The organism is Paenibacillus wenxiniae, assembly GCF_039822605.1.
GTDB lineage: Bacteria > Bacillota > Bacilli > Paenibacillales > Paenibacillaceae > Saccharibacillus > Saccharibacillus wenxiniae.
The window spans coordinates 117,077-138,626 of the sequence record NZ_JBCGUH010000005.1 but is presented as its reverse complement, the minus strand read 5'-3'; the positions used below and the strand labels follow the sequence as shown (position 1 = coordinate 138,626).

The 21,550-nt window shown below is 51.5% G+C and carries 13 protein-coding genes; 11 read left to right on the top strand and 2 right to left on the bottom strand.

What is annotated here, in order from left to right; genetic code table 11:
• The first annotated feature begins 35 nt into the window (after positions 1 to 35).
• From AAHF22_RS11345 to AAHF22_RS11305, 9 genes are all read left to right on the top strand, one after another.
• Complete coding sequence (locus AAHF22_RS11345) at positions 36 to 2,630, top strand: hypothetical protein (RefSeq protein WP_347325119.1); 2,595 nt, start codon at positions 36 to 38, stop codon at positions 2,628 to 2,630.
• A gap of 50 nt (positions 2,631 to 2,680) precedes the next feature.
• Entirely contained in the window at positions 2,681 to 3,301 is a 621-nt protein-coding gene (locus AAHF22_RS11340) for a CIS tube protein (protein ID WP_347325118.1), read from the top strand.
• Between the two features lie 7 nt (positions 3,302 to 3,308).
• Complete coding sequence (locus AAHF22_RS11335; protein ID WP_347325117.1) at positions 3,309 to 4,403, top strand: phage late control D family protein; 1,095 nt, start codon at positions 3,309 to 3,311, stop codon at positions 4,401 to 4,403.
• A complete protein-coding gene (locus tag AAHF22_RS11330; RefSeq protein WP_347325116.1) occupies positions 4,400 to 5,119 on the top strand; it encodes a phage baseplate assembly protein V in 720 nt (239 codons plus the stop codon). The genes AAHF22_RS11335 and AAHF22_RS11330 overlap by 4 nt, the downstream gene beginning before the upstream one ends.
• Positions 5,120 to 5,288: 169 nt before the next feature.
• Positions 5,289 to 5,687, top strand: a complete 399-nt coding sequence (locus tag AAHF22_RS11325; RefSeq protein WP_347325115.1) for a GPW/gp25 family protein — start codon at positions 5,289 to 5,291, stop codon at positions 5,685 to 5,687.
• Between the two features lie 57 nt (positions 5,688 to 5,744).
• The gene (locus AAHF22_RS11320) at positions 5,745 to 9,095 is read left to right on the top strand and encodes a putative baseplate assembly protein (protein ID WP_347325114.1); all 3,351 of its coding nucleotides are present in this window, start codon (positions 5,745 to 5,747) and stop codon (positions 9,093 to 9,095) included.
• 47 nt (positions 9,096 to 9,142) lie between these two features.
• Positions 9,143 to 11,347, top strand: a complete 2,205-nt coding sequence (locus AAHF22_RS11315) for a putative baseplate assembly protein (protein ID WP_347325113.1) — start codon at positions 9,143 to 9,145, stop codon at positions 11,345 to 11,347.
• Positions 11,348 to 11,586: 239 nt separating this feature from the next.
• Entirely contained in the window at positions 11,587 to 13,695 is a 2,109-nt protein-coding gene (locus AAHF22_RS11310) for a phage tail protein (protein WP_347325112.1), read from the top strand.
• 68 nt (positions 13,696 to 13,763) lie between these two features.
• Positions 13,764 to 15,311: a hypothetical protein gene (locus tag AAHF22_RS11305; protein WP_347325111.1), complete on the top strand. Its 1,548-nt coding sequence runs from the start codon at positions 13,764 to 13,766 to the stop codon at positions 15,309 to 15,311.
• 93 nt (positions 15,312 to 15,404) lie between these two features.
• Here the strand turns inward: AAHF22_RS11305 and AAHF22_RS11300 are convergent, their stop codons facing one another.
• A complete protein-coding gene (locus AAHF22_RS11300; protein ID WP_347325110.1) occupies positions 15,405 to 17,120 on the bottom strand; it encodes an MORN repeat-containing protein in 1,716 nt (571 codons plus the stop codon).
• A 15-nt stretch (positions 17,121 to 17,135) separates the two neighbouring features.
• Positions 17,136 to 17,531, bottom strand: a complete 396-nt coding sequence (locus AAHF22_RS11295; protein ID WP_347325109.1) for a DUF4280 domain-containing protein — start codon at positions 17,529 to 17,531, stop codon at positions 17,136 to 17,138.
• 204 nt (positions 17,532 to 17,735) lie between these two features.
• On the opposite strand from AAHF22_RS11295, the gene AAHF22_RS11290 reads away from it, so the two are divergent.
• The gene (locus tag AAHF22_RS11290; RefSeq protein WP_347325108.1) at positions 17,736 to 20,561 is read left to right on the top strand and encodes a HAMP domain-containing protein; all 2,826 of its coding nucleotides are present in this window, start codon (positions 17,736 to 17,738) and stop codon (positions 20,559 to 20,561) included.
• 238 nt (positions 20,562 to 20,799) lie between these two features.
• Entirely contained in the window at positions 20,800 to 21,465 is a 666-nt protein-coding gene (locus tag AAHF22_RS11285) for an eCIS core domain-containing protein (RefSeq protein WP_347325107.1), read from the top strand.
• Positions 21,466 to 21,550 lie beyond the last annotated feature (85 nt).

Sequence of the window (21,550 nt, the reverse complement as noted above, 5' to 3'; positions counted from 1 at the left end):
TGGAGGACAAGCACAGGTAAAGGGGCGATTCATCAATGAAATACTGGCTTTTGCGTCGTCCATTTACTCCGGTTGCCGCCATGCCAGCAGCAACAGACTTTGCTCGTCGGTTAGCGGAAAAGCATACGCTGGGAGTCGCTTTACCCGGTATGGCGGGCACAGCGCTAATCCATCGCCGCCTTATGGCGCGAGAAGCGGCAATACCGTATGGAGCGATTCATCATCACCATCATCAACGCATCGAATGGAAGCCGCTAACGAATGTATCGATCACTCAGCCGCTACTGATCCGAAATTATTATTTTTGGCGGTTGCTTGCGATGGATGGGCGAGGTCAGTCTGCTTCATCGGCTTCGTTACCGTGGAGTGAATCGGATGCTGGCTTTTCCAATACATTAGGGACAGGCAGTGATCCCCTTCGTATGGGTGGAAATGCCAGTATGATGCATCCAGCCATCTTGCGGATGCTCATGCAAGGAGATCGAACTGGACAGTTGCCGCCCCAGATGTGGCTGGAAGCGCACCTGGAGTCGGATGGTATGGACGAGCAAGGATCACCGTTATCGCTGCGTATGCTAGGTAGTTTACCACAGCTCATTTTCCGTCAAATGTCTGGCGGGCTGGGAAGTATGTTAACGAGCGGCATACTAAAGGGGAGCCTATCCGGCGATACCGCGATGATTCAGCCGTATGAATGGACGCTGGATACGAGCACGCTGGCGCAACCATCCGCTTCCGGCTCATGGAACCATCGTAATCTACGAGCATTATCGCGCCTTGTTCCATTGCTGGAACGAAGCGGCTTGCGCAGAAATGAGACACGTTCGAGTTCGGGCACGATTTCAGGCTCAGGTGGTATCATCGTGCCTAAACTGCGCTGGTTACCGCCTGTACGACTTACAATTCCGCTTCGTCGTTCGTCCAGTGATCGTCCACAGGACGGGGAACGTAACATTCGCCGCTTGTCTGATTTGTTCCACGTGTCACGTCTGAGCGAGCTGGACGGCGTACTGGGTGGTACGTATACGGTGCAATTGTTAAATGTCTGGCCATCGCCGGAGCAGACAGCGGCGGCACTACCGTATCCGTCCTGGCAACCGTTACGGCAAGAACCAGCTCGTGATTCGGAGGACTGGCTGTACCATATTGTGCGCTTGTTTAATCCGCATGAGCGGCGAGCGGTGATTGAGCACAATATTCGCCGTCTGTATCAGCGCGCGGCAGAGCGATCTTTTCACCAGCAGGCAGGACGATGGAGCCGAATGGTGATGACGGCGGTGCGTCAGGAATGGCGGCGACAAAGTCCAGCAGGAGCGCCGGTAACCGGTTTGCCAGAGCAGCTCATTCGACGTCAGGGCAATCGCTGGCTGTGGAATCAGGCGGCACTGGCAGGTGGGCCGCAATGGAAACAAGCAAGCCAGCGATTGAGGGAATGGTGGCCGTGGCTGAATTTACCGTGGTTGCAGCCGGATAGCGGAGATGAATCTCTGCGAAGGGAACTGTATCATCCGCTGCTGCTTCGTCGTTATTTGAGCGAGGAAGAGGCAAACGGAGCTAGTTCGGGGACCGATACAAGGTGGCTACAGGGCAATATTTACGAGACGCTGGGCCGCTACATTGAGCGTGAAACGCTGCGCTTATCGCCAGAACGCTTTATGATGCTGTTACCGCTGGCCGCTGCTTTGCCTGGCCAATCGCAACGGACTTCTCTACGACAACTGGCACGCGAGCGTACATCGCAGCAAATGATATGGAATCATCCAACGCTAACGATGCCCTCCCTGTTATCTACAGGCTCAGCCACGATGGGGCGGCTGCAAGCAAGCTCAGGTGCAGGTGCTATCGTAAGTACGCTTGTGCAGCGCATTAACGGACGCGAGCTATCCAGCGAGTTGCTACGTACACGTTCCTTCGGTAGCGAACTGGCGACTCGTCTGATCCAGCAGACGGCTATAGCTACCGATCAGCGTAGGGTAACAGGAGATCGAGGAATCAGCGAGGTGCAACGGGAAGCAAGTCGCTGGCTTATGCAGGCAGTGCAAAGTGAGCAGCTCAGCTCAAGTGTGCCGCTTCGAACAGAAGGTGGGCGATTGCCAGAGCGTCTACTGCTTGCATTTAGGGGCAGCCATCCGGAGATCGGTCGTGATGCTAGTCTGAATGCTGCTTCTGCATATGCAGTACATAATGGTAGCGCTGGCAGGAGCAACGTATCGCCTACGATTGGTACAGGCTTGCCGCTGAGCGGACCAGCTGAGCCAGCGATGTTGGAACTGCTACGCCGCCGCATCCGGCAATTGCCCGCATCGATGCTGACCGGTGAGCAGGCACAAATGGAGCTAGCTCGTGCTGTTGAACCACCGCGTGCCGAGCCGTTTGTACCGGAATGGAGACGCATAAAACAAGCTACATTCCCAGCTTCGAATGGGCAGGATACGCGAGGTGAAGCTGGCAGTGGCTCGGCTGCAAGTATGACGGGCAGTATTAACGCAGCCATGTCGGATTCGAACTCGTTACTGACAGCAAGGCCGCCGGTGCGTCTTGGACCGAATGAGATGGAGCAGATTGTTCAGCGCGTCTATCGTGAGCTGCAACGGCGCCTGAAATCGGATTATCAGCGGCGCGGAATGTAAACTTACCAAGTATATGGCGAAGGTGTACGGGCACAAAGGGGGAAGCGCGATTGACAACAAGCAAGGCACTGATCATTCCACAGGGGAAAACGAAAAACAATACCGGCGATATTTTTACCGTGATGTTCAATCCATCCGAATATACGGTCGTGCAGCAGGGGAACTGGAACGCAGGCAGTAACGAATCGAAGCCGCTACAAACCGCAGGCAATGTGTCTGGCAGTCTGAGCCTTAGTTTATTTTTCGATACATCGATGCAGGGAAGCGATGTGCGTGAATATGCGGGCAAGTTATTATCGATGGTGCAGGAAGATATGAGCAGTGCCAAGCCGCGCACCTATACATTTGCCTGGGGAACATTTGAGTATGAAGGGCGCATGGAGATCAAGGAGCAGAAGTATACGCTGTTTATGGAAAATGGTGTGCCGCTCCGCTTACGGATGAATATTACGCTCTATCGGGAAAAGTCACTTGATCAGACAGTAACGGCGCAAACATTAAGCGATACCGATCGTCAGGTCACTTCACAGCAGGGAGAGTCATTACCCGAAACCGCGCAAAAATTTTACGGTGATGCGTCCAAATGGCGACAGATCGCTAATGCCAGTGGCATCGATGATCCGCTTAATCCGGGACCTGCCTCGTTGTTGACTGTACCGGGAAAGGGTTGAAGAGGCGATGGCAGACATTTCGTTACCAACTTCCAGCGCGGACTATACCAGTTTGAGCAGCACCTATAATGATTTTGCCGCTCCGGTATTTAAAATTAGCTGTAGCGGTCAATCTTACACACCGGACACACTATCGCTACGACAATTGACTGTACATACGACGGTTGAGCCGATGGCGGAATATGCTTCATTTCAGATCAAGGAAGCGTTCGATCCGCAGACGAAGGAGTTTATCGTACCGGATGGCATGACACTCGGCGGCACGATTGATATCGAGCTAGGCTATGGAACCGAGCTTAAAGCGGTATTTACCGGTTATATTACGTCACTCGGTTATGAAGCACATGAGGATGAAGCGGCTTATGTGACGATTGGCTGTATGGATATGACGGTGCTGATGATGAAAACGTATGGCGAAAAAGTATGGCAAAAAAAGAAATACAGCGATGTCGCACGCGAAATTGCGTCTTCGTATGCAGGCAGTTTGACTGTCGATGCAACGAGCGAAACGATTGAAAATATCGCGCAGTACCGTCAGGATGATTATCACTTTTTACAGGAGCTGGCATTTCGTAGCAATCGGGAGCTGCTCGTCGTTGGCAAATCGGTCTATTTTCGCAAAGTCGCCGCTTCGACTACACCGTACTTGAAGCTAGGCTGGGGGGCAGGTTTAATCTCGTTACGACTGGAGCATAACATCGCTTCACAGTGGAGTGGTATTAAGGTGCAGAGCTGGGACCCACTCAATCGCGAGCTATTATCCTCATCCACCCCGACTGTCGTCAAAATCGGTGATGGTACGAAGACAGGTAGCGCATTGATTGGAGCGCTTGGCACGTATGAAGCGTATCACGATCTGGATGGAGAAACGGTACAGGATGTGCAAAATGCTGCCGATTCCCTGATGCAGGCACGCTCGATGGATCTCGTTAGCGGTAGTGGTGAATGTGTGGGCATACCAGAGCTGCGTGCAGGCGTTTATGTCGCTTTTACCGGACTCGGCACGCCGGTTGGACGCACCTGTTATTTGACCGGAGCGGTGCATGTACTGGACGAGCAGGGCTATATGATCCAATTTGAAGTAAAGGGGAATGCGATATGATGCTGCCGGATTCATACTATGATGCACGCAGACGACCAGATACACGTATCGCGGGTGTAGCGATTGGCAAAGTAACGAGCAATCAGGACCCAGACAATCTGGCACGTGTGAAACTGATGCTGCAAATGCAGCAGGGCGAATATGAGACCGACTGGGTGCGTGTAACTTCGTCGATGGCAGGTAGTGCCCGTGGTAGTCTGTTCGTGCCAGAAGTGGATGATGAGGTGCTGGTCGCTTTTCACCTGGGCGATATTACGCGTCCGTATGTGATCGGGTTGCTGTGGAGCAATGGGGCGAAGCCCGAACCACCACCTGAGAAAAATACACTCAAAAAGATGAAAACGACCGCAGGTCACCAGATTATTTTTGATGAGACCGATAACGCCGCCAAAATGACGTTCCAAAGCGCGAAAGGCCATTCGCTGACGATGGATGATGGCGGAGACAAAGTCGAATTCAAAGATTCCGGTGGTACGCATAGTGTATTGCTGACCGGAGGCAGTTCCGGTTCGGTCACCGTGACGAGCGGCAGCACCAAAATTGTGCTGAATGATCAGGGAGATATTACGCTGACGAGTAACAAATCGGTTTCGATCGAATCGACACAAATCTCGATCCAGGCGAAGGGTACATTGGATTTGAAATCGAGCGGCCCGCTGTCCATTCAATCGGATGCGATCGTTACACTCAAAGGAACGATGGTCAAAATCAACTGATGCTCCGAGCGAGAGCGCTTGGAGTCTGCCGTTTGTGCCAGCAGGGGGAAGCAGGCAGAGACGACAGAAAAGTTGGCAACTGGCAGTATGAGATATGGAAAATATACGCTGACGCAGGTAGTAATTTTAACGATCCTAAGTGACTATACAACAAAGGAGGACGAGTGTAGTGGCGCAGCGTTCTTTTCTAGGTAGAGGATGGAGCTTTCCGGTGCAGGTGGATCCAGCAACAGGGCGTATTGGTATGTCGGAGTATGGCGACGATATTCGTGAAGCGATTCGGATTTTGATTGGCACGATGCCAGGCGAGCGAGTAATGAATCCTGAGTTTGGTTGCCGGATTCGACAGTATCAATTCGATACGCTTGATGTGACGACGATGAATCTGATGGCTAAAAGCGTGCGTGAAGCAATTGCGCGCTGGGAACCGAGAGTGACCGAGGTGGAAGTTCGTGTGCATCAGGATGACCCGGAGCAGGGCACGGTTCGCATTGAGGTTCGTTATCGTGAACGAGCGACGAATCATGTGTCCAATCAGGTGTATCCGTTTTATCTGTATGGCGGCTGAGCGGTAGCGGTACATTAAGCAGGTATCGGCATAAAGCAGCAGAGAGGAGAATGAACGATGACCCCGCTGAATTGGGAGCAGATTGCCCGCCTTGCTTCTCCACCGCTGGATACGCGTCAGCTGGGGGATATGGTCCATGAAATGTCGGCGCTTGTGCCCTATTACACACCAGAATGGCGGTTTACACCGGAAGACCCGGATGCGGGAACGGCTTTATTTTATATCGTAGCCGATATGCTTTTGGAAAATTGGCGGCGGTTGAATCAGGCACCGCTAAACAATTATTTGTCATTTCTAAATCTGATCGGAGTCGAGCCGATGCCTGCGCGTGCTGCGTCGACGGCGCTAACTTTTCGGCTGAGTGAAGGGGCGACACGTCCGGTGCTTATTCCGGCAAGTACACCGGTATCGGCGGCTACGGAAACAGGCGAGGTCGTGTTTGAAACGATCGGGGCGATGCTCGTTACGCCGGCACGTATGATCGATATGTACATTGCGGATGGACGTACGGATCAGTTGATTCGACTGGTGGATGCGGATGCGACGGAGGCAGATGGTGCAAACACTGGAGGCAATGCAAGTGATGTAAGCACAAGCACGACTGCATTTGATATAGGGCAGGCAGATCGTACTACAGATATGCAAAGGTTAACTGCGTCAACAGCAGATATAATGAAGCCACGGCACAATCGTCTGTTCGATGCCGGACAACGGCCTTCTTTTCAACAGCATGTGCTGTATACGAATTGCCCGGAGTTGGAGTATCTGGAAGGAGAGACAAGGCTGGAGTGGATACCGGAGCTGGAGCCAGCGCATCTTGCTCAGTCATGGATTCGCTTGCTGAGCAATCCGCAGTATGCACGCTGGTCATATCGGGCAAATGGGCAATGGCGCGAATTCGATTATGTTCGTGCGGGCACACGGCGACTGTATTTGTTTAAGGCGGCAGGATATGTACCGCAATCATCCATTATTAATGAACGAGAAGGAGTATGGCTTCGCTGTGTGCTGGTATTTCCACTTACGGTAGAGGAGCCGGATCGTGAAAAAGAGCAGCTGATCGAGCTGTTGTCGACGGTGCGCATGAGCCATGTCTCGATTTTGCCTGCCATATCGGCGACACCTCACGCTGATCAGCCAGGGCAAGTCGTATCAACGGCTACATCGAAACAAAAAGAAACGGATATAGGCATTGTACCGGAGCGGTTGTTGCAGGATGATCTGGAGCTGGAATCGGGACGGCAGTATCCGTTTGGCACGGTGTTTTATCCGTATGGTTGTTTTTACCTCCATTCGTCCGAAATATTCAGTCGTAAAGGCAGTGTGATTACGCTTAGTTGCCGCATTGGATATAGCGAGCATCAGCTAATGGCAGGGCCAGACCATGAACCGCGCTGGCGTCCGGTAATGCGTGCGTCTGAGTTTGATCCGAAGCGGCAGGATTATGCTTATATCCGGCAGGTGAGCTGGGAATACTGGAATGGGCAGGCATGGGTTAGACTGGTGTCCGCCGATTCCCACACGATGCAGTTTGCGCCATCTGCGGCAGAACGGACGGTGATGAACCGTGCGGCTACAGCGGTAGCGGATACAGCGACCAAAGTAGAGTTAACTGAAACGGATGGTCAGCGGCACACATGGAGCTTTTACTGTCCGGATGATCTGAGTGCTTATCCAGTCAACGGAATGGAGGGACACTGGATTCGGGCGCGCATTATTGAGCTGGACAATGCTTATGCACCTTATGTAATCTACCGTTCACCGTGGTTAGAAGATGTGATGCTGTCGTATGAATATCGGCAACCGATTGCTGCTAGTGGCTGGATGGCGCTCAATAACGGGGAATATACAGGCTACGGCTCCCACTACGCACGCCAGGCACAGCCTCCATTTATTGCACTTGAAAGTGGCGGAAGCGTCTGTTATCTGGCATTTGATCAGCCGCCGACAGGTGGGCCGTTATGTATGTATGCCGAATTAGAATACCAGCCCCTGAGTGGTCTTGCCGATCCTGCACGCATCGATTGGGAATACTGGCGTGATGATCATCATGGTGGCGGCTGGGCAGCTCTGGAAGTGTACGATTTTACCGAAAATATGACGGTGAGCGGTCATGTGCAGTGGGCTGGACCGCCGGACTTTGGACGTGTACGCCGGTTGGGCCGGGAAGCGTACTGGATTCGGCTGGTGGATCGCCATCGGCGCTTTGGCAGGGACGGCTTGCCCTATCCGCTCGTGCGCAAGCTGCATTGGAATACGGTCCCTGCCGTGCAGCAGCAAAGCGTACAGGAGGAAAAGCCTGATGTGCTACGTGATCGACAGGGGTTATATTTTCGACTATTGCGTGCACCGATACAAAATGAGGCGGTCTGGGTGGATGAAACAGAGCAGGCTGATCCGGTCAAATGGTTGCAGGAGCAACAACAATACCCGGAGCGATTACGACGTGAGACATTACCGACAGGTATAGAGCGATTATGGAGAAAATGGGAGCCGATTGCCAATCTGGATAACGCTGATCCCGATGATTATCATTACCAGATCGATCGGCAACAAGGAATCGTTCGCTTCGGAGATGGACGCAATGGGCGTATTCCTTCCGCAACGGGGATCGGGCGTGTACGAGTCAATTATCGTTTATCCGATGGGGAGCAAGGCAATGTAGACGAATACAAGATCACACAGCCGCGTTATGCGCGCGCCTTTATTCAGGACGTATTCAATCCAGTGCCTGCTTTAGGTGGACATGATCGTGAGACAGAGGCGGAAGCCGCTGTACGTGGACCGAGGCAGCTTCGCCACCGTGAGCGCGCGGTAACCGCAGAAGATTATGAATATCTAGCACGTGCAGCGGATGCGCATGTTGCTCGTGTGCGCTGCTTCTCCGGCTATAACGGTCAGATGGAGCGTGAAGCAGGCAGTGTAACACTGGTCGTCATGGCACGGGATGAGGGAGCAGGCAAACGGTATTTCCCGGAGCTGTCGCTACGTATTCGGCACTATTTGCATCCACGTATGTCAGGCATGATTTTCCCGGAACAGCTATATGTGATTGAACCGGTGCGGCTAGAGGTAGATATGGCGGCAACGATTATCGTGCGGGCGTTGGAGGATTTGGTACCCGTCGAAGAGCAGTGTCAGGAACGGCTGAGCCGTTTTCTTGATCCAGTATATGGTAAGGCAGACGGAAAAGGCTGGCAGATCGGAGAGCAGCCGCTAGCAGAGATGTTCTACCCGCTCCTACAATCGGTTCCCGGTGTGCGTTATATCCAGAAGCTCACAATGGAGATTTTTCAAAAGGAACAGAATGGACGACGAGAGCTGACTCCTGAACAGGCAGCAGGTCTTCGTCATTGTATAGTTAGCGGTGGCAAACAATCATTACAGATACGTACAGATTGGGATTAAGCCGATGAATACAGCGCATCTGATCCCCGTGAAAGGAGACAACAACCATGCTGCCCAATCTAAATCTGGATGATCGCACGTATGCGCAAATTATGGAGCGCGCCAGACAGGCGATTCACCGTCATAGTCCAGAATGGACGGATGAAAATGCACATGATCCCGGTATGACGTTGCTGGAAATGTTCTCCTGGCTTACAGAGGCACAGCAATATTACATTAACCGTGTCACCGCGCGCAATGAGCTGAAGTTTCTTCAGTTGCTCGGTATGGAGCCGCAGGCAGCGATTTCAGCTGAAACGGAAGTACAGTTTACCGGCGTAAAAGAGGAGCGCTTACTGCCTGCTGGCACGCGGCTGCGCGCAGATACGATTGTGTTTGAAACCGAATCTCCACTCTGGCTACTGCCGCATCAGATTGAGCGCGTTGTAGTACAGTATGACAACACGGCGGTGATGCATGCGTGGGAGGGACTGCGTTCACCGGAATTTGCCCTATTTGGTACAGACGGCAAACCAGGCAACAGCTTTTGCATCGGATTGGATGGGGCACTTCCAGTCAATCAGCCGCTCCATCTGACGTTTGATCTGGCAGGCAATCGTCGTGTTCCGCGTAATCCGATCGATGCAGAGAGCAAGCATTCTCCGCTTGCTGTACTGCGGTGGGAATTTTATGGCGATGGGCAATGGCAGCCGCTTGAACTGCGGGGAGACACCACATTTGAATTGACATTTGATGGGGATTTACATATTACCGTTTCAGGTCTGATGACTCCATATGCATTATATCCGGCAACAGATCGACCACGCTATTGGCTGCGCTGTACGCTGATCGAATCCGGCTATGAAACGCCGCCTGTGTTACGACATTTACTGATCAATACCGTGCATGCGCGTGAAGGGATCGGTAACATCGTATGCAAGCAGACGGGCTGGGATGGCAGGGGTCGTCCGGTACTTGTATGGTCGCATCAACTTGCGCATCCCGACAATGTGGAAGTACGTGTGCATGAGCATGATGGCTGGCACGTATGGAAGGCGGTCGACGATCTTCAATTGTGTGGGCCGCACGATCGCTGCTGCGTACTGACGGAGGACCCGGAGCTGGCACAACTGTATATTTATTTTGGAGATGGACAGCATGGTTATCGGCTTCCTGAGGGTGAACATCATATTTTGTTAGTAGCATGGGAAGATGGTTGGCAACATCGCCGTTATGCAGGCACGGGAACCGGTATGCCGGATCAGCGCTATCTGATCGCTACACCGGAGGAATCGCTCTGTCTGTTGCGCATTCAGACGGCCAGCCTGGATACCAAAGATTCATTCGTCAACTGGCATGAATGGACACAGGTTGCTAATTTCGATAGCTCAGGACCGGACGATCGGCACTTTCATTATGATGAACGAACGGGCGAAATCGTGTTCGGTGATAATCGTCATGGTAGAGCACCGGAGCGCGCCAGTCGTCCGAATATCGTTATGATCGCACGAACGTCAGGTGGTGGAGAACGTGGCAATGTACGCAGCGGCGTGCTGAGATTGGATGATGCGCCATCCTATGATCACGCGCTACGCGCAACGAACTACACACATGGTCATGGCGGTCAAGGGGCAGAGACGCTCATATCAGCGAAACGCAGACTGGCGGATAGCTTGCATGATGTTGAACGCGCCATTACCGCGGACGATTATGAAACGATTGCGATGCGTACCCCTGGACTGCGTGTAGGTCGGGTCAAAGCGTTGCCGCTATATGTGAGTGGATTGGCTGGATACCCGCAACGCAAAGCGCCCGGGCAAATGACACTGGTTGTTGTACCCTACACCGAGCATCGCAAGCCAGAGCCATCTCCGCTCTTCTTGCAGGCGGTACGGCGATATATGGATCGTTATCGTATGCTCGGTACTGAGCTGCATGTGATCGGTCCCCAATATGTACAGGCAGATGTGCAGGCACATATCGTTGTTGAGCCGCATCTCAAAGGGAGAGAGTCGCTATTTCTGAACGCGCTAGACGAATACTTCGATCCGCTCGGTCGTGAACGCGAATTTGGCAAAACGATCCGCAGTGGTAGCCTGCATAACTGGCTGGCACGCATTCCAGGTGTACTTTATGTCGCCGATCTATGGATCACAACCGAGGGCAGCGGTGCGATACGGGACGAGAGCGGTAACATCCGTATCCCACCGCATGCGTTAACGTATGCTGGTAATCATGAAGTTCAGTTGTTTACCGTATCCGAAGTACGTTGATAGCAGGGCTTCCATATCTGTAACAGATTTAACAAATACAGGAACAGCCAGTAAGATGAACTCGCGGCATCTAACAAACTGAATAGGGACGCAACCGTAGGTAACCTTCAGTTCACAACGATCAGGCTCATCCACGCATCCAGAACATTGTAAACAAGCTCGTTGTACACAAGCTGCACAGCGTCAACGCCTATAGCCGAACGATACAATCATCGCTCACAAGAAAGGAGGACAGCACAATGAGAATCCCCGGCATCGCCTTCAACAAACCTTCGGATTGGTCAACCGGTCGCGCGATCAATCTGGACATTAGCGAGCAAGGCATCACATTACGCCGTGAGCTAAAATACAGCGCTTCTGGACGCTTTTCTGTGGTTACGGCAGGAGCATCCATTAGCGCTGTAGCTACCGATCACACAGGGAAACTGTACATGCTTGATTGGAATGGAGCGGTATATTTGCTTGATCCCGCGTATCCGGCACCGGAGTTGCTGCTGTCTGCATCCCCCGGGCAGCCTATGTCCCCATCGCTATTGCTTGGAACAACGGGACGATGGGCGATCCTTCCTTTGGAACCGACAGAAACGATGATTAGCGTGTATGCAGCAGTTAACGGACAATGCCTCTGGCAAGCTAGCCCAGCCATCGTAGCTGGCGAAAAGATCGAGACACTCGCCGCCGAACATGATGCGAATGGGCTGCACATATTACAGCGTAAACAGACACTTTCGATACTAGAAGAGAGCGAGACAGAGCAGATCCAACAGGCGGTATGGAGCTATGAGCTGCATAGCTATGACTGGAATGGACGCTTGCTCCGAAGTCGCTCATTACCGGAACAACTGGCAGATGATCGTGAAAATATCGCGCATTCTGTTCATAATCATGATCGCTGGAAAATAGCCCTGCACGGCGACCATTTTTATATCGCTGCTCCTCATAGCAGTACCATTTGGAGCTGGAGCGAGACAGGGGAATTGAGCGGTTTTTCCTTGCCGGGATGTCGGCTGGAAGGCAATCTGATCGAAGGGCCAGACGGTGTGCTCTATGCAGGGGTGTATGATCTGCGCAATGATAGCGAATCAGCTGCCTATCTGATTGCCATTCGCTCGTATGGAGAATGGGAGCGAGTTCCGGGTTATACCGGGCGGGTGGATGAACTGTTGCGCAGTGGTGAACAGTTGCTTGTGTATGATACGTCTGCGGCGGCGATGACTGTTTTTAGACGCAATCGTATGATTCGTTCACCGCTGGAAACGGACAGCTTGCCGCGTGGTCATCTGCTACTGCCATCCGCAGACAGCGGTGCAGAAGACAATATGTGGCATAATTTGCGAATTGATGCGGAAGTGCCGCCAGAGACGCGACTGATTGTGCATTATTATGCGGCTGATCATACGCAGATCCAGTGGCGCAATCGGGTGTATACGCTGGATGAATGGCTGCATGCACCGCAGATTGGCGACAGACAGCGGCTTCATTATATTCATGAACACTGGCAATCATTGCCGCTCAATCCACTGAATGCTCTTTTCCCCGAAGCGCGTGGACGTTATTTATGGATTGCATTGGAGCTGTCAGGAAGCTGGACACAGGCGCCAATCGTGCGTGAACTGGAACTGTTTTATCCACGTTCATCGCTGCTGCATTATTTGCCAGAGCTGTATCAGGAGCAGGGGGAGCAATCTTTTCTAGGACGATTTCTGGCGTTGTTTGGTCACTTTTTCCGTGAGCTACATCAGCAGATTGATGAGATGCCCTACCGGCTTGATCCGAAGCTGAATGAAGGAGAGTTTCTACGCTGGCTGGCAGGCTGGGTCGGCATTGCCGCAGATGAAAGCTGGGACGATGCGCTGCTACGGCGCTATTTACAGATGATGCCACGATTGTATCGGATGCGCGGCACACGTGAAGCGATGGTGCTCACGATGGAGCTGATGACAGGCAAAAGGCCGTATGTGCTGGAGCATTTCCAATACAAGCATTTGCTATATGATCCGGAATGGAGCGAGGCGCTAAAGCCGCTATACAACGATATGCCGTATAGCTTTCTCGTCATTATACCGCCGGATACCGTTCATTCCGAACGACAGAAGGAAATGCTTCAGCGCATGCTGCATGAGGAGAAGCCCGTCATGACCGAGGCAGAGCTGATTGTATTGGAACCGCGTATGCGTCTTGGTGGGCATACGTATCTGGAGATCAATTCGGTACTGTCCCGTCCATCGCGTATGTCTATTGATGAGCAGTCGGTCGTCTCGTACGATACGGTGCTGACTGATGGCGGCGATACGGCAGCAATGACGTTCCCATTTCGTCTGGATGAGGCGATCAAGTTAGAACATTAAAGTACAGAAGTACATGAATCAGAATAAAAGGCAGGCACTGATATGACCATATAAAAGGAGTCCACGGTATGAGCAATTCTCGCTATTATCCGTTTGAGCGTAACCGTTACTTTTACGGCAAGCTGCTAACGGTCAGAGATTTTGAAGCTGAGCAGCAGTATACGGTGAATAAAAGGCGGCTATTAAACCGACTGTTGTATGGGCCAGGTATTATTACCGGTCTGACGGTCGTAATGGTCGATGATAAAACGTTATCGATCCAATCTGGTGCAGCACTGGACAGTCTGGGGCGTGAAATTATCGTGCCGTCCCCGATCACGACCAAGTTATCGTTAATCGAAGGCTTTGGCAGTAATGAATATATTCGCGACCTGTACCTATGTATCGTATACAGCGAGCGCGGACGTGAGCCGGTGCATGCGCTGGAGCGCGGGCAGGAGCAGGCATCGACAGATGATCTGAGTGAGCATAATCGGGTGCAGGAGACGTATAAGCTAGTTTTACGCGAATATGCAGACGATCTGGATCAGTATGGTATTACGAGTTTGAAGGAGCGCACGGTTTCCTTTTACAAAGATGATTCGGTGCGCATTCTGATCAAAGGGCCACGTTATGTCGCACCAGGTGAACCATTCGCGCTGCATATGCATGTGGTCAAAGCCAGACGCGAGGCACAGGTCATTCTGGACTGCACGCTGGAAAGTGAAGGCGTGGAGCTGAGTGGGGGCGAGCATCGTGTGACCTACAATGATTCCGGTGAAGAGGCGGTTTCCGAATACCGAATCGATAGCCAATTTGTAGCAGGGGAAAAGGATGGCAAAGCCGTCATACGTATCGTGACCGCTACGGTTCGTGTGGACGGGCGCACCATTCCGGTACGGGAGGAAATTGTATTCCCGCTTGAAGTGACTGCTGATCCTCAGGAGCGCATCTGGCAGGATTATGTGGAACGTCCACTGGATGAGGCGCTGTCTGAACGCCCTTCTTCCGTCTGTCTGGCACGAATCAGTCTGACTCGCATTCGCTCCACCTATGCGATCGAAGATGTACAGCGTGTGCCATTTGGAGATTATGTGCGTAACCTATCAGAGCTACAGCGGCTTGGACTTTTCAATGGCACAATGACCGGACAGCAGCAAATGCGCACAGTCGAAGCGCAGGCGGCTCCACTCGAATCCGACTGGATGCTGGGCTTATTGGAACAGGAAGAGCATGCAGAGGAGACTGCGCCTGCACCACTGCCGGTCAGCGGTGTACGCACGGGTACGATCGCGCTGTCACTGTCTGGCGGACGCGGTCATAATGGCCTGTTTGCGAAAGGGGAAAATATCGTTTCTGAGGAAATCCAGCATGGATTCGGGACAGGCAGTGTACATCTTACGCTGGGGCTATGCGAGCAGGAAGATTCACGCATTTTCGGCGGGAATCAGGATGTGTTTGACCATACGCCGTATGAATCGAATTTGCCACAGGTGAAGCTGGGCACGGTTCAATATCCAGACAAAGGTACGTTCCGTATCGGTGCCAGAGTATTCTCATCCTCAGGGCCGTCCACACTACATGTGCGCTGGTGGGCAACACGGGCGGCAAATGAAGATATGAACGAATCCACATAAAAAAGCCGGAAGGGAGCAATAATCATGCCCACTTCCGGCTGTCGGCAGCTAGAATACAGCTCGGATCGTTATAACGCGTCGTCGATGATCGGTCTACGGTTGCTTCATCTGATCAGCCACATCGATCACATCAACTGATTGCAGGCCACTTTGCTCCTTTTCCTTACGTCCAAATTCAAAGCCGTAGATCACATCATCATCGATAAAGAAATATTTGCTTTTGCCGGGATTGGCGGTACGTTCTTCATCGGTTTTCTTCTGATTCTCATCGCTGACCTGAGCGTCGTATAGCTCTCCAGCCAGCCCGGCATCGGTCACGGTCACACGCGAGACGAGTGCATTGGTGCCTTTGATCGTAATCTCGAAAATGAGATGCAGGTCGGGATAGTCCAGATAAGCGGGTTGCAAGCCTTCCGGCACAGTCGGCTGTGTCGGAGCAGCAGGTAAAGGCGTGGCTGTTCCTGCACCTGCATCTGTCGCGGCTTTGCCCGAGCCTGTTGTAGCTGAAGTACTACCGGAAGCGACTCCAGCCGAAGCTGTACTGCTTGAAGCAGCATCAGAAGCAGCGCTGACAGAATTAGTTCCAGCAGATGAATTTTTACCTGCACTCGCTGGGCTGGTTGAAACGTTCGATCCTGTCGCAGCCGGGCTACTTGTTGTACCGCCTGTTGCCGAAACGGATGATACGCCAGCAGCCGTATTTGCGGTAGCCGCTGTACCTGTCGCTGCACCAGCCGATACAGACATCGGTCGCACCGTTGCCGGATCGCCCAAAATATTTTGCACTTCTTTACGGGATAAACCGAGGAAACGAGCCGGATCAATCGTGCCTTTGCTAAAAAAGCCTTTGTACCGGATCAGCTTATCTGCACCGTAAAGCGTCCCGATACCATCATATGCTCCAGCGCGAAGCTGTCCTTCATACAGCGCATTGCCGCTCGTGTCGTACACTTTGCCCTGACCGTCATATTTACCAGCTAGAAAATCACCTTCATACAGCTTGATGCCGCTGGCATTGCTGAGCACACCTTGCCCCTGACGCTGGCCGGCGACAAAGTTGCCGACGTATAGTGGCTGTCCTTTGGCATCAAATGTTGTACCCTGTCCACTAAACAAGCCATTTTGAAAATTACCTTTGTAGCGAAGCGTACCATCATCACGATATAACGTTCCTGCGCCATCATACTTATCCAGCGCGAATCCGCCTTCATACACTAGTTGAGAGCGAGCATTGTACAGCTTGCCTGTTCCACTGCGAAGCTGACTGGCAAAGCTGCCTTGATATTGGATCGTACCATCTGACTGATATTGCGTCCCTGCGCCATTGTACATACCATCTGCAAACTGACCGCTGTACACACGTTGTCCAGCAGCATTATATGCGGTGCCATCGCCCTGCATGCGTCCTGCGGCGAAGCCGCCTTCATAGCGCAGACCACCTTCTCTGTAGAGCTGGCCGCTGCCGTCATACTGGCCATCTTTGAAAGTGCCTTTGTAGACGAGCTGCTTGCTCTGCGGAGAATCATACAGCATCGCTTGCCCGCTATACGTTTGGGCTTTAGGAGTGCCCTCATACAAAGTAGTCCAGCGACCAAACCAGTGATACGGGAAAAAGATAGCGAGCACGATCAGCAACAGAAGCACGATCGAAATGATCCATAACCACTTTTTGCTAATAAAATAATTGCCGATCCGCACGTATTGCTTCAGGCTACGCGGCTGAGTGGAAAGGGAACTTTTAAGCCATTCACTCGTTTTGCCAGCTGCTTGCTTGGATAGCTTTTTAAGCGGTTTCCATGCGCTTTCCAACGGGTTTCCTCCTGTTCATGGAATCATCGTATTCATTTGTCCGGGTTGAATGATGGAAATAACACCGCCCCAGGTGCATAAGCATTTAGAGTCGTTGTTTAAAGCAGGCATGTTGGCGATGAGTACGGTAGGCGCACCAGGCATCCAGGGAGCCGTTGTGACTGGTATGCAGGGCTGAGGAGTAAGTACACCGAGTGCCGCCGCCGTAGCAGCAGCAACGAGCGGATTCGCTAGTGACATACAGGTTCCGAATGGAGCGATATTAACGAAAGGCTGATGATCCATAATATTGGCGGCAGGAACGCCTCCAACCAGTACGCGGTTGAGAGGAAGTACATTCAAAACAGAGGGAGCGGCGCCGAAGCTGCACTGCAATCCGGCTCCCTGGCATACTTGAAAGCCCAATGTCACATCCTCCTTAGTGGATAGTCGACTCCTGTGCCGGACGGCAGGGAGCATCGTAGGACGAAGATGATGGATACGTGGTGAAGTGTATGGAATGTGTAAATTTTACCTTTTTCTATGGTACTATACGGCGCTTGTACACGGCAACGATAAGTTGCTTGCTGAATCGCCGAAATGCTCGATTTTGGATACGTGGAGGAATGAGAACCTATGAAGGTATGGCGTAGATGGGGAATCATGGTGCTGCTGTTTGTCGTTCTGTGCGTGTGTATTACTTTCAGCTACCATAATATCCATCTGCTCGGAGAATCGTTACCGACCAGAACGGTAGCGCTGGCGGACGTGAACAATGCGGCAACTGATGATCAAGGCAATACCTATGTACTGGACAAGCAGCAACGCGTGATCAAGCTGAACAGTGAGGGGAACGTCACGCTGATTGTGGATGCGCACGAAAACTGGCTTAAACGGAGTTTATTGCCCAACACAAGCGATGAATTTGTGCAGCTCAGCATGATCAAAGTCGATAACGAGGGCAATATGTACATTGCACGTAATTATTACTCGCGTGATCGTACCGAGCTTCGTAAAGAAGAAATTGTGCGTTATACACCAAATGGCACGCCTGCGGATACGCTCTACACCAATACGTACAATCCACCGCTGCTTCATGCCTACAGCAAACTTACCTCGATGCTGATTAAAAATGGCGTATTGCGTTTTGCCATTATGACGGATAGCGGATTGACGCTGCATGAAATCAATCTGTCCACCCATACTAATCGTGATCTGCTCCAGGTTGTGATCCCACCTAACATCGGCGTACAAAATGTCACTGGTTGGGAAAATGGCAAAGTCTTTTTTACCGGTAAAAATGGACTTGTATACCGTGCAGGCACACTCGGCGATACGGCCACCGAAACATCGCTGTTACAACAGCTACCTTTGCTTACTGTGCCCCAGTCGTCCGGTAAATCGGCAGAGTTCAATTATAATTATCGACTGTTTTTGTCGCCGGATGACAAACTGTATGTGACTGATATCGGCACGGAGCGCATCGTTCGTTATGATGGAGCTACAAGCGAACCTGTAGATCAGCTGAAGCCAACCATCTGGCTGGATGACAAAATGCTGGCACAACGGGGTTATCCGCTGCATCTGGATCATATTAGTGCGATGGCCATCGGTCAGGCGAATCGAATTACGATCGGTGTCGACGATACGATGATTCAGGCTGATCCTGATCTGAAATCGTTCAAAATGATTAATCGTCCAGAGATGTCCGGCTGGCTTGTGTTCCAAATTAGCATGATCTGGATCTGCACATTGCTAATCCCGATTGTGTTTGCGCTATTGCTGCATCATATTTATATCCATGTGATGAAGCGCCATGTATCGATTATGATCAAACAGATGGCCGCCTTTTTACTAGTGTTAACATGCCTGCTCGCCATTTTTTCGCATACGATTATGGAACGGTCGGTGATGCAGCTTAAATACCAGATCGAGCAACAACTAAAAAGTGCTGTCGAGATCAGTCGTGGCAATATCGATGGAGATATGCTGCTGGAAATCAATTCACCTGAAGATTACGGTGCTCCCGTATTTAACAGATTGGCGCAGATGAATCGGAAGCTGTTGCCCGCAAGTGAGACGGCATTATACAGTGAGCTGTACATGTATTGGGAAGGCAGATTGTATGTGATGACCGATTATGGCGATCCGGTTGGTCCATATTTTCCAGAGCCGCTGGATGAGGAATTTCGTGAAGCATTGCAGGGCAACACCGTTCGCAATGACGATACCGATTCACAGGGATCATGGCTATCTGTAGTCGGTCCCGTTTATGACGGTAAAGGTAAGATCATTGGGCTGCATGAGGTGGGCATGTCCGAAGAATACTTGAACAAAGAAAAGGATGCACTATACAACAAAATGTTTTGGCTCATTACGATTAGCGCTCCGCTGACGGCACTGCTGTTCTCTATACTTACCGCACTCATTTTGTCATCGATTCGCAAACTACGAGCCGGAGCGATCGAAATGGCATCCGGCAATTGGGGAACCCGCGTTCATATTGGGGGTATCCGTGATGAGGTGAGCGAGCTGGGCGATCAATTTAATACGATGGCTGCGCAGATCGAACAGCAGATTAGCAGTATGAAGCTGCTCAGCCAGTCGTACTATCGTTTTGTCCCGCGCTCCTTTCTGGATTTTCTCGATAAAAAAGATCTGACCGAGGTGCAGCTGGGCAATCAGGTGCAAAAGGAAATGAGCATGATGATTTGCAGCATTCGTTCCTTTTACCGCTATACAAAAGGCATGGACCCTTCGCAAATATTCAACCTGATCAATCTATTTCTCGGTAGCGCCGGGCCGCGTATTCGTCATGCTGGCGGTATCGTAAACGATTATGCCGATGCGAGCCTGTTCAGCTTGTTTCCACGCTGGACAGAGGACGCACTGGCAGCGGCATTATCGATTCGGCAGCGTGTGAACGAGGTCAATATCGACTATGCCGAGCGCGGTGAGCGCCTGCTGGATGTAGGTGTAGTCATTCATCGCGGCAGTCTATTGCTCGGTGTCGTTGGGGAGGAGGAGCGCATGTCCAATGCGGTCATTTCAGAAGATGTGAATGTGGTGTTCGAGCTGGAACATATTAGCGAGCAGCTGGGCATTAACATTTTGCTGACAGATGAAGTGTACCGCGCGCTGGAACATCCACATGAGCATGGCATTCGCGATCTGGGACATATTCAGTCTGGTCCGGACGATGATCATGTGATGCATTTATACGAGCTATACGATGGCGATCCCGAACATCAGCGTCTATTGAAGCAGCGGACAGCCGCTTCATTTGAGCAGGGGATTCAGTTGTTTCGGGATGGACGCTTTTTGGAGGCACGCGGGCTATTTTTGCAAATCGTTCGGCAAAATGGCAGCGATCAGGCGGCACGGATGTATTTTTACCTTAGCGATGAGTATTACAGTCGTGGCGCAGACGACGATTGGAAAGGGCAGTTGAAAATTTCATAATCGATGTGTGGAAAAGAGGAATACCGCTCTCGAAGTGGATGTAGCCGTAAGACCGGTTTTGCATAAAAATGGGCATACGACGAAAAAAACAGTCGTGTTCTGTATAAATAATGCTCTACTATAGAATATAAGATAGATTTGCCGTATGTAGTCCCAGGTAAACGTGGATAGAGTTAACGTATATCATCATGAAGCAGGATGTTGATCCAGCCCAGTGATAGGAACAGGAGGAAGCAGCATGTACCAATCCGAACCATCCCGGAAGGAAAATGCTCCATTGCGTACTACGCCGATGCAACGTAAAGAAGCGATGCCACTGGCAGAACATGCCCCGTTCATTGCTGGAGTACCGCATAGACAGGGAACCGCCCCATTCATGACCTTACAGCAGACACTTGGTAATCAACATACGATGCAGCAGGTTCGTGCTGGACAGCAGGTGCCGATCAGCAAGTATGGAGCGTTGTCATCTACACACGCGCCTGTTCAGCGATCCACAAACGCTTCATCTGCTGTAACCGACTCTAGCAGTGGCGGAACGAGCAGCAATCAGACCGGAATGCCAGACGCATTAAAAAGTGGAGTTGAGAGCCTGTCAGGAATGGATATGTCGGATGTTCGTGTCCATTATAATTCGGCCCAGCCTCAGAAAGTAAATGCTCATGCCTATGCTCAAGGAAGCGATATTCATCTTGCTCCAGGGCAGGATAAACACTTGCCACATGAAGCATGGCATGTCGTTCAGCAAAAACAAGGCCGTGTGCAGCCGACGATGCAATTGGCAGAGAACGTTGCTGTAAACGATGATGTCCATTTGGAAAAAGAAGCTACCGATCTGGGAGAACTTGCTTTAAGCGAAGGGATCAAGCAACGTAAGGTAGCATCGAACGAAGCGGGAGAATAACATCGTCTGATCCGTGTATTACATGTTGGGGTATTCGTATTACATGTTGGAGGTATTTGTATTGCATGTTGAAGGCAGGGGATCA

Coding starts and splice junctions, on each gene's coding strand:
- AAHF22_RS11345 (WP_347325119.1), top strand. CDS start 36: ATGAAATACTGGCTTTTGCGTCGTCCATTTACTCCGGTTGCCGCCATG.
- AAHF22_RS11335 (WP_347325117.1), top strand. CDS start 3,309: ATGGCAGACATTTCGTTACCAACTTCCAGCGCGGACTATACCAGTTTG.
- AAHF22_RS11330 (WP_347325116.1), top strand. CDS start 4,400: ATGATGCTGCCGGATTCATACTATGATGCACGCAGACGACCAGATACA.
- AAHF22_RS11320 (WP_347325114.1), top strand. CDS start 5,745: ATGACCCCGCTGAATTGGGAGCAGATTGCCCGCCTTGCTTCTCCACCG.
- AAHF22_RS11315 (WP_347325113.1), top strand. CDS start 9,143: ATGCTGCCCAATCTAAATCTGGATGATCGCACGTATGCGCAAATTATG.
- AAHF22_RS11310 (WP_347325112.1), top strand. CDS start 11,587: ATGAGAATCCCCGGCATCGCCTTCAACAAACCTTCGGATTGGTCAACC.
- AAHF22_RS11305 (WP_347325111.1), top strand. CDS start 13,764: ATGAGCAATTCTCGCTATTATCCGTTTGAGCGTAACCGTTACTTTTAC.
- AAHF22_RS11290 (WP_347325108.1), top strand. CDS start 17,736: ATGAAGGTATGGCGTAGATGGGGAATCATGGTGCTGCTGTTTGTCGTT.
- AAHF22_RS11285 (WP_347325107.1), top strand. CDS start 20,800: ATGTACCAATCCGAACCATCCCGGAAGGAAAATGCTCCATTGCGTACT.